The organism is Chromobacterium piscinae (assembly GCF_021129175.1).
Taxonomy (GTDB): Bacteria; Pseudomonadota; Gammaproteobacteria; order Burkholderiales; family Chromobacteriaceae; genus Chromobacterium; species Chromobacterium piscinae.
The window spans coordinates 1-12,261 of the sequence record NZ_JAJOHV010000010.1 but is presented as its reverse complement, the minus strand read 5'-3'; the positions used below and the strand labels follow the sequence as shown (position 1 = coordinate 12,261).

The 12,261-nt window shown below is 64.4% G+C and carries 14 protein-coding genes, 1 other RNA gene and 1 riboswitch; of the genes, 2 read left to right on the top strand and 13 right to left on the bottom strand.

Annotation, left to right across the window (positions count from 1 at the left end; all coding sequences use genetic code 11):
* Positions 1-74 precede the first annotated feature (74 nt).
* The 5 genes from leuS to LQR33_RS02380 form a co-directional block, all read right to left on the bottom strand.
* The gene (gene leuS / locus LQR33_RS02400; protein WP_231180058.1) at positions 75-2,693 is read right to left on the bottom strand and encodes a leucine--tRNA ligase; all 2,619 of its coding nucleotides are present in this window, start codon (positions 2,691-2,693) and stop codon (positions 75-77) included.
* A 162-nt stretch (positions 2,694-2,855) separates the two neighbouring features.
* Positions 2,856-3,242 (bottom strand): hypothetical protein, encoded by a 387-nt coding sequence (locus LQR33_RS02395; RefSeq protein WP_231467303.1) that lies wholly within the window; start codon positions 3,240-3,242, stop codon positions 2,856-2,858.
* 70 nt (positions 3,243-3,312) lie between these two features.
* Positions 3,313-4,122 carry a sulfite exporter TauE/SafE family protein gene (locus LQR33_RS02390; protein ID WP_231467300.1) on the bottom strand — a complete coding sequence of 270 codons (810 nt, stop codon included), beginning with the start codon at positions 4,120-4,122 and terminating at the stop codon, positions 3,313-3,315.
* An 11-nt stretch (positions 4,123-4,133) separates the two neighbouring features.
* The gene (locus tag LQR33_RS02385; RefSeq protein WP_231467297.1) at positions 4,134-5,324 is read right to left on the bottom strand and encodes an acyltransferase family protein; all 1,191 of its coding nucleotides are present in this window, start codon (positions 5,322-5,324) and stop codon (positions 4,134-4,136) included.
* A gap of 58 nt (positions 5,325-5,382) precedes the next feature.
* On the bottom strand, positions 5,383-5,856 hold the full coding sequence (locus tag LQR33_RS02380) for an EVE domain-containing protein (RefSeq protein ID WP_221664263.1): 474 nt from the start codon (positions 5,854-5,856) through the stop codon (positions 5,383-5,385).
* 122 nt (positions 5,857-5,978) lie between these two features.
* On the opposite strand from LQR33_RS02380, the gene LQR33_RS02375 reads away from it, so the two are divergent.
* Positions 5,979-6,143: a hypothetical protein gene (locus LQR33_RS02375; protein ID WP_221667046.1), complete on the top strand. Its 165-nt coding sequence runs from the start codon at positions 5,979-5,981 to the stop codon at positions 6,141-6,143.
* A gap of 119 nt (positions 6,144-6,262) precedes the next feature.
* Here LQR33_RS02375 and LQR33_RS02370 read toward each other — a convergent pair whose 3' ends face one another.
* The 8 genes from LQR33_RS02370 to LQR33_RS02335 form a co-directional block, all read right to left on the bottom strand.
* Complete coding sequence (locus LQR33_RS02370) at positions 6,263-6,589, bottom strand: DUF1294 domain-containing protein (protein WP_221667047.1); 327 nt, start codon at positions 6,587-6,589, stop codon at positions 6,263-6,265.
* The gene (locus tag LQR33_RS02365) at positions 6,586-7,197 is read right to left on the bottom strand and encodes a 5-formyltetrahydrofolate cyclo-ligase (RefSeq protein ID WP_166441460.1); all 612 of its coding nucleotides are present in this window, start codon (positions 7,195-7,197) and stop codon (positions 6,586-6,588) included. The genes LQR33_RS02370 and LQR33_RS02365 overlap by 4 nt, the downstream gene beginning before the upstream one ends.
* A gap of 9 nt (positions 7,198-7,206) precedes the next feature.
* Positions 7,207-7,390: non-coding RNA, 6S RNA (gene ssrS / locus LQR33_RS02360), on the bottom strand.
* 32 nt (positions 7,391-7,422) lie between these two features.
* On the bottom strand, positions 7,423-7,734 hold the full coding sequence (locus LQR33_RS02355; RefSeq protein ID WP_221667048.1) for a cell division protein ZapA: 312 nt from the start codon (positions 7,732-7,734) through the stop codon (positions 7,423-7,425).
* Positions 7,731-7,940: a hypothetical protein gene (locus LQR33_RS02350; protein ID WP_021477212.1), complete on the bottom strand. Its 210-nt coding sequence runs from the start codon at positions 7,938-7,940 to the stop codon at positions 7,731-7,733. The genes LQR33_RS02355 and LQR33_RS02350 overlap by 4 nt, the downstream gene beginning before the upstream one ends.
* A 21-nt stretch (positions 7,941-7,961) precedes the next feature.
* Entirely contained in the window at positions 7,962-8,837 is an 876-nt protein-coding gene (locus LQR33_RS02345; protein ID WP_231467295.1) for a cobalamin-binding protein, read from the bottom strand.
* Positions 8,834-9,361 carry a bifunctional adenosylcobinamide kinase/adenosylcobinamide-phosphate guanylyltransferase gene (gene cobU, locus LQR33_RS02340; protein WP_231180072.1) on the bottom strand — a complete coding sequence of 176 codons (528 nt, stop codon included), beginning with the start codon at positions 9,359-9,361 and terminating at the stop codon, positions 8,834-8,836. The genes LQR33_RS02345 and cobU overlap by 4 nt, the downstream gene beginning before the upstream one ends.
* 3 nt (positions 9,362-9,364) lie before the next feature.
* Entirely contained in the window at positions 9,365-11,344 is a 1,980-nt protein-coding gene (locus LQR33_RS02335) for a TonB-dependent receptor (protein WP_231467293.1), read from the bottom strand.
* Positions 11,345-11,475: 131 nt separating this feature from the next.
* Positions 11,476-11,680: riboswitch (cobalamin riboswitch) on the bottom strand.
* A 121-nt stretch (positions 11,681-11,801) separates the two neighbouring features.
* Here LQR33_RS02335 and LQR33_RS02330 point away from each other — a divergent pair.
* Positions 11,802-12,261, top strand: a 460-nt coding sequence (locus tag LQR33_RS02330; RefSeq protein ID WP_231467292.1) for a nicotinate-nucleotide--dimethylbenzimidazole phosphoribosyltransferase, incomplete at its 3' end; no start/stop codon positions are given.

Here is a 12,261-nt window from a genome sequence, read left to right as displayed (position 1 = left end):
CCGCGTATCCGATATCGGTCCTAGCATGGCTGACAACCCGTGGGGCCAAATAGCGCCACAGGCCGATCCAATCGCTAGACGACGATGTTCACCAGGCGGCCCGGCACCACGATGATCTTCTTGGCCGGCTTGCCTTCCATGAACTTGATCACGTTCTCATGCGCCAGCGCGGCAGCTTCGATCGCGTCCTTGGCGGCGTCGGCGGCGACGGTCACGCTGCCGCGCAGCTTGCCCGCCACCTGCACCATCAGCTCGATCTCGCTCTTCACCAGCGCGCTCTCGTCAACCTTGGGCCAGGACTGGTCCAGCAGCTCGGTGCCCGGCTTCAGCTCGTTCCAGATGCCGTCGCAGACGTGCGGCACGATGGGCGACAGCAGCAGGGTGGCGGCTTCCAGCACTTCCTGCGCCACGGCGCGGCCGGTCTCGCCCGAGGTGTCGGCCTTGTCGTAGGCGTTCAACAGCTCCATCACCGCGGCGATGGCGGTGTTGAATTGCTGGCGGCGGCCGTAGTCGTCGGCCACTTTCTGGATGGTGCCGTGCAGCTTGAAGCGCAGCTCCTTCTGGCTGGCGTTCAGCTCGCCCGAGGCGTACGGCGCCACCACGCCGGCTTCGACGTGTTCGCGCGCGCTCTTCCACAGACGCTTCAGGAAGCGGAACGCGCCCTCCACGCCGGCGTCGGACCACTCCAGGCTCTGCTCCGGCGGGGCGGCGAACATCATGAACAGGCGCGCGGTGTCGGCGCCGTATTTCTCGATGAATTCCTGCGGATCCACGCCATTGTTCTTGGACTTGGACATCTTCTCGATGCCGCCCACCACTACCGGCTGGCCGTCGACGCGATGGGTGGCGGACACGATCTTGCCCTTGGCGTCGCGCGTAAGGTCCACGTCCTGCGGCGCGATCCAGTCCTTGGAACCGTTAGGCAGGTCGCGATAGAAGGTTTCGCAGATCACCATGCCCTGGGTCAGCAGGCTCTTGAACGGCTCATCCGACGACACCAGGCCCTCGTCGCGCATCAGCTTGTGGAAGAAACGCGCGTACAGCAGGTGCAGGATGGCGTGTTCGATGCCGCCCACGTATTGATCGACCTGCAGCCAGTAATCGGCGGCCTTCTTGTCCACCATCGCGGTGTCGCACTTCGGGCTGGCGTAGCGGGCGTAGTACCAGCTGGACTCCACGAAGGTATCCATGGTGTCGGTTTCACGCTTGGCCGCGCCGCCGCATTTCGGGCAGGACGTTTCGTAGAATTCCGGCATCCTGGCCAGCGGAGAGCCGGCACCGTCCGGGTGCACGTTTTCCGGCAGCGTCACCGGCAGGTCTTTTTCCGGCACCGGCACGTCGCCGCAGCTCGGGCAGTGGATGATCGGGATCGGGCAGCCCCAGTAGCGCTGGCGGGAGATGCCCCAATCGCGCAGGCGGTACTGGGTTTTCTTCTGGCCGTGGTTCTTGGCTTGCAGGTCGCCGATGATGGCGTCGAACGCCGCCTGATAGCCCAGGCCGTCGTACTTGCCGGAATTGACCGTCTTCACGGTTTCATCCTTGGCGCCATACCACTCCTGCCAGTTGGCCGCGTCGTATTCGCCGTCGCCGGACACTCGCGCGATCACCTGCTTGATCGGCAGTTTGTATTTGTTGGCGAACTCGAAATCGCGCTCGTCGTGCGCCGGCACGGCCATCACCGCGCCTTCGCCGTAGCCCCACAGCACATAGTTGGCCACCCATACCGGCAGCTTGTCGCCAGTCAGCGGGTGGATGACGGACAGGCCGGTGTCCATGCCCTTCTTTTCCATCTTGGCCATGTCGGCCTCGGCGACGGAGCCCGCCTTGCACTCGGCGATGAAGGCCTGCAGTTCAGGATGATTCGCGGCGGCCTGGGTGGCCAGCGGGTGCTCGGCGGCGACGGCGACGTAGGTGGCGCCCATCAGCGTGTCCGGACGGGTGGTGTAGACCTTCAATTCGCCCGCGTGGCCGATGCTGGCCTCGTCGTACGGGAACACCACGTCGGAGCCATAGCTCTTGCCGATCCAGTTGCGCTGCATGGTCTTGACCTGCTCCGGCCAGCCGTCAAGCTTGTCCAGATCCGCCAGCAGCTGTTCGGCGTAGTCTGTGATGCGGAAGTAGTACATTGGGATTTCGCGCTTTTCCACCAGCGCGCCCGAACGCCAGCCGCGGCCGTCCACCACTTGCTCGTTGGCCAGCACGGTCTGATCCACCGGGTCCCAGTTGACCACGCCGTTCTTCTTGTAGATCACACCTTTCTCGAACAGACGGGTGAACAGCCACTGCTCCCAGCGGTAGTAGTCCGGCTTGCAGGTGGCCAGCTCGCGTTCCCAGTCCAGCGCGAAGCCCAGGCTGTCCAGCTGGGTCTTCATATATTCGATGTTGGCGTAGGTCCACGCCGCCGGCGCGCCGCCGTTCTTCATCGCCGCGTTCTCGGCCGGCAGGCCGAAGGCGTCCCAACCCATGGGCTGCAGCACGTTGAAGCCCTGCAGGCGCTTGAAGCGGGCCAGCACGTCGGTGATGGTGTAGTTGCGCACGTGGCCCATGTGCAGCTTGCCGGACGGATACGGGAACATCGACAGCGCGTAGTACTTGGGACGCGACGCGTCTTCCACGGCCTTGAAGGCGGCAGTCTTCTGCCATTTCTGTTGGGCGGCGGCTTCTACCGCCCGCGGGCTGTATTGTTCTTGCATGGCGATCTTTGTCTGGACTCTGAAATACAAAAGGCGGGCTGCCCGGGGCGCGATCCGCGCGCATGCATCCGGTCAGCCCGTCCGCAAAATGATTGCCCCATTATAACGGCGTCTTCGCGTCGGCGATAAGACCCAAAAAACAAATGCTTGGCGCGCGCCGCCTCAAGGGCAGGGCTTGAGCCCCCAGCCCTTGCGCCCGCGCCAGCAGGAGAAGTCCTCCTTCACCGCGCGCAGCGTCCAGACATTCTCCTCGCGGCTGAGCTCGAAGCGTTGGCGCACGCCCTTGACGCTGTCGTCCATCAGCCCTTCGCGAATCAGCGTGATGCCGGCCCGGTCGAACGCCTCCGGCTGGCTGGTCTGGATCGCCTTCAGCGTGGCGTACTCGAAACGGCCATCCTCTCCCAGCCGGTTTTTGGCGAAACGCAGCGCCACCTCCAGCGGCAGCTCGCCCGGCTTGCCGGCAAAAGGCAGCCTGGCCTCGTCGCTGTAGGCGAAAGCCGCCGGCGCCGCCGCCAGCATCCCCGCCACGCACACAATCGCGCTTCTCAACACGCGTCGTCCTTTCACTGTCGGTCAAACCGATTCGACCACAGGCAAGCTGACAAGGTTGCAGCAGGACTCAGCCGCGCAACAGGCTGTACAGCATCTCGCTGGCCATCGCCGCCATCAGCACTGCGAAAGCTTTTTTCAATTTGGACACCGGCAGCCGATGCGCGGCCTTCGCGCCGACCGGCGCCAGCAGCACAGTCATCAACATCAGCGCCAGCATCGCCGGCAGGTAGACGAAACCCATGGCCCCAGGCGGCAATCCCGGCGCGCCCCAGCCGCTGTACAAGTAGCCGACCGCGCCGGACACGGCGATGGGCCAGCCCAGCGCCGCGCTGGTGGCGATGGCGGTATGCACCGGCACATTGCACCAGCTCATGAAAGGCACGCTCATCGAGCCGCCGCCAATTCCCACCCAGCTGGAAATCATGCCGATAACGCTACCGGCGGCCCCTTGTCCGGCCCAGCCCGGCACGCCCCGCCCGCCTTTGGGCTGGCGTCCGGCCAGCATCTGCAGCGCCACCGCATAGGCGTAGATCACGAAGAACCAGCGCAGCGCCAGGCCGGAAATCCAGCCGGCGATCAGACTGCCCAGCAGCGTGCCCGCCACCATCGCCGGCGCCATGCCGCGCACGATGCGCCAGTCCACCGCGCCCTTCTTGTGGTGCGCGCGCACGCTGGACAGGCTGGTGAACACCATCACCGCCAGCGAGGTGCCCACCGCCAGATGCTGGGCGTGCTCGCCTCCCAGACGCGCGGCGGACAGCACCGCCAACACCACCGGCACGATGATCAGGCCGCCGCCCACGCCCAGCAGGCCGGCCAGAAAACCGGCCACCGCTCCGCAGGCCAGCAACGCGGCCCAAAGCTCAATCGACAACATGCCCGCTCCTTTTACCGATATCGGCTTCCATCATGCCAAAAACTCCCCCACTCCGCGCTTAAGCGCGCGTTATCCTCGCCGCGGCGGCCGAGCCAGCGCCGGCGGATCGCCCGATTGCATGGCTCCGACCAATAGCGAGCGGCCAAATACGCCAATAACGCCGACGCCGCCACAAACGCGCACAACAGCGGCAGGCGCTCCCAATAACCGATGCTTCCCTTAGGCAGCAGATTGCGCAAGCCGGCCAGCATCACGATATGCAGCAAGTACAACTCATAACTGTGCCGCCCCAGCCAGCGCAGCGGACGCGTCGCCCGCTCGCGCCAGCCATCCAGCCACGGCGCGCGCGACGCTCCCAGCAGGAATGCCGCGCTGGCCAGCGCCACCCAGCTGAAGCCGAACACCTGGTTGCCGGCGATGCCCCGCAGATACACCCCGCCCAGCATCAGCAAACCCGCCCAGCGCAGCAGCCGGGCCCGGCCGTCGGCCAGCCGGACCCGATGGGCGGCCAAGGCGGCCAGACAACCGATGGCGATGGCGTCGAAGCAGGCCAGATTGCCGTACAAGTAATCGATTTCATTGTCGAGATGCGCCGCCCGGTAAACCGGCCCGGCGACGATCAGCAGCAGGCAGACCGCCGCCAGCAGCCAGGTCCGCCTCAGCGCGAGGCACAGCAGCGGCAGCGCCAGGTAGAACACCTCCTCCACCGACAGCGACCAATAAACATTCAGGCAATAGTTGAAATAGCCGACCGACTGCATCAGCAGGTTGTGCCAGAAGGTCAGCACCGAGCCGGCCGCCAGCCAAAAGTACAAAGCCGGCAGATGGTGGCCGCCGTCGGTATTGCTGAAATGGGGCAGGCCCAGGCTACCCAGCGCGACGATGAGCGCCAGCGTCGGCAACAACAAGGGCATGATGCGGGCGAAGCGCTGCACGTAAAAAGCGCGGATGTCGATGGCCGGCAAACTGCCCCAGCGCCGCAGCGACTGCGACACGATCAGGAAGCCGGACACGACGAAGAACATCGTCACGCCGTAATTGCCGTTGCGCGCCAGCGCGCCCAGCAAGGACGCCGACAGCAGGCTGCCCAAAAGGCTGTCCTTGAGGCCATAAGCCAGCATGAAGTGCAGTAGCAGCACGCAGCCGATGGCGAGGCCGCGCAGGCAATCTATGCGTTGATTGCGCAGTTCGATGGAAGACATGGCGCATCCCGGGATGGAAACGCCAAAATATTACACAGGAATATTCGTGCGCCAAGCATCAGCGCGGCAGGCTCACGTCAAGCAAGTCCATCAGGTACGCCCACTCTTCCGCCGTCACCGGCGTGATCGACAAACGATTGCCGCGCTTGAGCACCGTCATGTTTTCCAGCGGCGGATGCCGGCGCAGCTCGGCCGGCGGCAGCAGCCGCGTCTTGCGGACAAAGCGCACGTCCACGCACAGCCAGCGCGGATCGGCGGGGTCGGACTTGGCATCGTGGTAGGGGCTGGCGGGATCGAACTGGCTGGAATCCGCATGCGCGGCGGCCGCCACTTCGGCGATGCCGGCGATGCCGGGCTCCGGGCAGGACGAATGCCAGAACAGCAGCAGATCGCCGGGATGCATGTCGTCGCGCATGAAATTGCGCGCCTGGTAATTGCGCACGCCGGTCCATTCGAACAGCCGCGCGGGTTCGGCGGCCAGATGGTCTATCGAGGTTTCGTCCGGTTCGGACTTCATCAGCCAATAGCGCATGGGCAATATCTGTTAATCGCTGAGTGGATGGGGAAAGACTTGCTCAATCTTACTGGAAAGATTGCTTCGTATGCTGGCGGTAACGGGACAGGCATGCTGTCCCGCATCGCAGGAGCGCGAAAATGAAACAATGGATTCTGGCCGCCGTGGCAATCAGCAGCTTGGCCGGCTGCGTGGTGGAGCCGCCGCGCGTCGCGGTGGCGCCGATGGTGGTGCGCCCCGCCGTGGTAGTGCCGGCGGCGCCAACATACTACTACGACTTCGGCCCTCGCCGCGGCTGGCGCTAAGCGTGGCTGACAAATTCCTGATGCTGCGTTGCGCCGGCTTGCCGCACTCAAGCGCAGACTGGGTCGGCCCGCCTGGCCTCAGGCGTGAAACTGATTTTTGTCAGCCGCCCCAAGCCTGCTCAGCGGCCCTTGACCCATAGCCAGCCCAGCGGCAAGGCCGCATTGGCCAACGCGCCGAGCCAGTACCAGGCCAGGAACGGCTGCTTGCGGGTCTTGTGGCGGAAAGCGCGCTGGGCGAGCCAGGCGGCGGGCCAGCCGCCGGCTAAGTGCAGCCATTGCAGCCTGGCCTCCGGGATGCGCCACTGGCCGCGCAGCGCCGCGCGCTTGTCCAGCCAATAGGCCAACAGCGTGGGCGCGGCCATCACCGCGTAAGGCAGCCACCACCACCAGGCCAGCCGACCCAGCAGGCAGGCCGCCAGCAAGGGCAGCAACAGCAGCAGGATCATGCGCGCGCGCTCCGCAACGGCAGGCGGCGCAGGCCGGATTCGGTCAACAGCCAGTCCAGCCTCACGTCCCACGCCTCGCGCGGCACCGCGTCCACCAGCTGGCAATCGAAAGCCACGCCCACCAGCAGCGGTTTGCCGCTCAAGGCGTGCCGGCGGCGGAAAGCCAGCGTGCTGTCGTAGAAGCCGCCTCCCTGCCCCATCCGGTAGCCGTCCCTATCCACGCCCAGCAAGGGCACGAACACCACGTCTAGCCGTTCGGCGCGCAGCCTCGCGCCGGCGTACTCCAGGATGCGGTAACGGGGATGCAGATACCAGCGGTCGGCGGCGCCCAGCCGGGTAAACCACAGCCGGCGGCCCCGCCGCGGAATCTGCGGCAAATAGACCACCGCGCCGCGCCATAGCGCCGCGTTCATCACTTCGGCCAGGTCAAGCTCGGAGCCGGCGGCGAGATAGCTGCCGACGCGCTTGCCGCGTCCCAATAGACCAGAGGCGTGGCGGGCGATCGCGCGCGCAGCGGCGGCGCGATAGGCCGGCGGCAGCGCAATGCGGGCGCGGCGAAGCTGGCGGCGCAGCGCCGTCTTGTCGATTGCGGGGGAAGATACGGTCATGTTGGAGGGGGAACCCCCGCGAGTGTCGTTCGGGCTAAATTCGCTTGTACCCTGTTTCCAGGAGGGGCCGCCTGCCAAACATTTCGGGCGCATTCACTAGGGAACGCGGCACGCCCATGTCTCACGCTGGCAGCCAAAAGCGAACGCATTGGTACAAAGGAATTGTGCGCCTTCACGAACACCGCAGGGGATAAACTGACCTTTGGTGCGCCAGCGCCGCTTAACTCAAAACAGCGGCTGCTGGTTCTGACGAAGCGCCTGATCGGCCGCCTCGCCCATGTTGCGTATTTTACGCTGAAACGCCGCCATCTCCAAGCCCTCGCCGACTTTTGTCTTCAGAAGATCATGGGCGATGTTGAGCGCGGCCATGATGGCGATCTTGTCGGTGTCCATCACCTTGCCGTGCTGCTGAATGGTGGAAATTTTGCCTTCCAGCAGGCGCACCGCTTCCAGCAGGGTTTCCTGCTCGTCCTGCGGCGTGCCGATGGTGAAGTGCCTGCCCAGCAGCTCGATCTCGACCTGAACCACGTCGCTCATTGCTCATTCTCCGGCGCGGCGGGCAGGCGCGCCGCCAGGGCCGCCACCCGACTGCGGGTTTCGTTGACGCGGAAGTTCAGCTCGGCGTTCTCCTTCAGCGCTTCGGACAGCGCCTCGGCGAACCGGCCGTTCTGGACTTCCAGTTCCCGGATGCGGGCGATCAGCGCCGCGACGCGGGATTCGAGGTATTCCAGTTCATTGTCCATGGCGGCGAGGATAACGGGCGGCTACTTGGGCGTCAAACCCAGCCGCTGCCGCGCTGTGTCCAGCCGGGCACACAGCTGGTCTGCGCCGTCCACCAGCCTCGGTCCGGGGATGGTGATGGCGTCGCCGGGCAGGGCCAGCAGCGCGCCGTTCGCCACCGCCGGCAGGGCCTGCCAGCGCTTCCACTTCGCCAGCGCGGCGTCGTCTCCGGCCACGATGGCCTGCGGCTGCGCCGCCACCACGGCGGCGGTCGACACCTGCGGCGCCGGCAAGGGCAGGTCGGCGAATACATTCACCCCGCCGCAGACGCGGATCAGCGCGTCGATATAGCTCTTGCCGCTGACGGTGAAGATGGGGGTCTGGCTCAGCTGATAGAACACCCGCACCGGCGCGCGGCCGCCGTAGCGCTGCCGCAGCGCCGCCAGCCGCTGGCGATAAGCCACGGCCGCCTGAGACGCGGCGGCGTCGGTGCCGGCCAGCTTGCCCAACTTGACGATTTCCTGCGCCACGTCGTCCGGCTGCAACGGATGGCTGATGAACACCGGCACGCCCATGCGCCGCAGCCGTTCCAGCTCGCGCGGCGTGCCGCCGTCCTGCCAGGCCACCACCAGATCGGGCTTCTGCCGCAGCACCGCCTCCAGGCTGAAGCCGGTGAAGCCGCCGACGCGCGGCAGCTTCTTCGCCGCTTCCGGGTGGTCGCTGTAATCGACAGTGGCCACCACCTTGCCGCCGGCGCCGGCGGCGAACAGCAGCTCGGTGGCGTGCGGCACCAAGCTGACGATGCGCGCCGCCGGCCGGTCCAGCGCCACGGCCTTGCCGGCGCCGTCCTCGACCTGGATCGCCGCGCCGGCGCGCGCCGCCGCCATCAGCAGGCACCAGCCGATCAGCGCCCGCCTCATGCTCCAGCCTCCTTCAACACCAGCGGCAAGCCGCAGGCCACCAGCGTCACCTGGCCGCAATGCGACGCCGCCAGCTGGTTCAGCCGGCCCAGTTCGTCGACAAAGCGGCGGGTTTCGGCATCGCCCGCCACCACGCCCCAGCCCACTTCATTAGACACCAGCAAGACCTCGCCGCTTGCGCCATCCAGCGCCGCCAGCAAGGCGTCGCATTCCGACTCGTACTCGGCCGCGTCGAAACCGGCCTCGCCGAAGAAACGCATCAGCCACATGCCCAGGCAGTCGATCAGCAGCAAGCCGTCCGGCGCGTCGTGGGCCGCGATGATGGCCGCCAACCCGCGCCCGGCCTCGGCCACGCGCCAGTGTGCAGGCCGCTGCGCGCGGTGAAGCGCCACCCGGCGCGCGAACTCGGCGTCGCGCACCTCGGCGGTGGCCAGATAACACACCGGTCCGCCATGCCGGCGGGCCAGGTCTTCGGCATGGCGGCTCTTGCCGCTGCGGGCGCCGCCGGTGATGAGGTGGGGCATTTGTCAGAACTCGTAAGTAACCGCAGCTTGGAAATTGCGGCCATTCGCGGGATACAGATACGTAGCTGTTGGACTACCGCTGTAAATATCCACTCCGCCATAGCTGGCATAACGCTTATCCAGCAGATTATTCACACTAATAGCGCCAGAGAAACGCTTATCGTAACGATAACTGTACTTGGTGTTTAATACCGTATAAGCAGGCAGCTTGTTAGGGAATAGATTCTGCTGATCATTATCATAAATCTGGTTCGACACGTACTGGGCGTTAACAGCTAGCTTGTTGGCATCGTTAATCTGCCAGCCCATACCCGCATTAGCCATCAGCTTGGGGACCATGGGCAGGGTCTTGCCCGTCAATCCAAAACCGCTCTGGAAAGTCGCTTGCGTCCACGTCAGGTTGCCGTTCACGGTGAATGCCGAGTTCAGTTTAATACTTCCCTCCAGCTCCACGCCTTGATGGCGAGTCTGCGGCAAGTTAATATTGACACCCGGATATCCAGATGGCCCCACGACAAATGGCAAATAGACAATTTCGTTAGTCAAATCATTGCGAAACAACGCCGTCTTGATCTTTGCTGCATCTCCCACCCATTCCATCCCAACTTCTTTGTCACGGGACTGCTGTGGCATTAAAGGCTGACCGTTAGTGGCAGTCACCTCATCGGCATTGCCCAAACGGAAGCTCTGCCCAACCCGAACATAGCCACTCCATCCGCGTCCCAGTGTCTGCTTCAAACCCAACGACCATGCATGCAGATTCGTTTGAATTATCGATAGATTAGCGCCGCCAACCTCAGCACTGACCTGATCATTTACCAGTTGCTGACGCCCTCCCATCGACAGAGTGGCACCATTCCACAGTTTCCACTGGCTATCCAGAAAGAATCCCTGCCGCTTTTGCTGCGCATTACTCCCATACCCTGGGCTGCTCGGGTATTGGACATTCATAGTGCTATTAAGCCAATCGGTACCAAAAGTCACCTCGTGAATATCAATCGGCAAAACATAACGGACCGCGCTAGTGTTCTCAGTCAAATTTCTCTGTGACAAAGAGCCACTGTAGCTGGATTGGGCATCCTTGCTACGACGAGAAAAATCGGCATACAGCGTCCCACTTCCAATATCTTGAGTCACAGACACGCCACCGCTGGTGGTATCTGTCGACGTGTAGTCATTCGGCAAAGTCGTCGCCGTCGGGTTTGTCGACAGCGGATTCAAACCTTGCGCGGGGTCTGCACGCAGCGACCCCGGCAAACGCAGCCCCTGACTAGCAGTTTTGGCAAAAAGCTTGATGTTGCCACCGTCATGCTTCAGTGTTACGGAAGCACCGGCATTATCGTCACGCTCAGCATTATTTTGCCGGTAATTATCTGTCTTCAACGACTGAACATAACCATCAAATGCCACATACTGGTTAGCTGCGTGCAAACTGGCATCCAGTTGGCGCAAATCATAACTGCCACCAGTCAACGTGACGTTGCCGTTCAAGCCACTAGCCTTGCCAGACTTGGTGATGATGTTGATCACCCCCCCGGTGGCACCGCCACCGTAAGCCACGCTCCCCACTCCACGCACGATCTCGATATGATCGATACTGGCCAACGTCACCGCACCAAGGTTGGGCGCAATCAGATCGTTGGTGTTCTGGCGCACACCATCGATCAGAATCAGCGTGTTACTACTGCCCGTTATGCCAAAGCCACGCAGATCCACCATCGCACCACTAGAGGAACCGGAGCTGTTGAATACGTGTACGCCAGCGTAGTTCGAAAGCACATCCTGCACCGTCGTAGCTGTGCTATTCGCAATATCCTCGGCGGTGATCACCGTAACATTGGCCGGCAATGAGGACACCCTCTGCGGCACGCGGCTCGCCGTCACGATCACCGGATCGCCTGCGAATTGGGGAACGCCATCGGCCAGGGCCAGGCCAGAACAGGCCAGCGCCGTCAGCGCGGCGCAGGTTTGAAGCTTGAACATGAAACACACACTCCACGATAGGGTCAACGTTGAGTGCGAAGAGGACAACAGCAGCAAAGGACGGCACGGCAGAACCGGAACGCCTGTCGGATCGCCTCCCCGCGATACTCCAGTGGTCCACCGGTTTCCGGCCAGTGGCAGCGCAGGCCGGTCTCCGGGCTGGGCCTTGCCGGCGGCGCGCCTTCCCGTCCCGAGGACAGTGGCCCTTGCGCCGCCTGGGCGCATGCGCGCCAGGCCTTACCGTTGCGGGGGCAGCGCCGGTTTCTCACCGGCTTCCCGTTTCATCCGGGCGCGCCAGACCGCGCGCCTCCGGACACCTGTTGATCGGCGGATTATAACCCGCCGGACTTTTGGCGGCACCGGCCAAGCAGTAATATGCTTAGAGTCCAGCCGACGCCGCGCGCCGGTTCCCATTCATCATCCGGACCCCCGTCCGCTCCCGCAGCAGGCCCATACCATGAACAGCAGCAAACCCCTGGATCTTTCCGCCCGCAACGCCGCCCGCGCCCGTCAGGCCATCCTGACCAAGCCGCCCGGCAGCCTGGGACAACTGGAGGAACTGGCCTGCCGCTTCGCCGCCTGGCAGGGCCGCGCCCAGCCGGAAGACCTGCGCCCGGCCATCACCGTGTTCGCCGCCGACCACGGCGTCACGGTGGAAGGCGTATCCGCCTTCCCGTCGGCGGTCACCACCGAGATGGTGCGCAACTTCGCCAACGGCGGCGCCGCCATCTGCGTGCTGGCGCGCGCGCTGGACGCGCGGCTGGAAGTGGTGGACGTGGGCGTGGCCGGCGATGTGGCCGCGCTGCCCATCGTCCACGCCAAAGTGAGGCCCGGCAGCCAGAACCTGGCCAAGCAGGCGGCGATGAGCGCCGATGAAACAGCTGCCGCGCTGGAGGCCGGCCGCGTCGCCGCGCGCC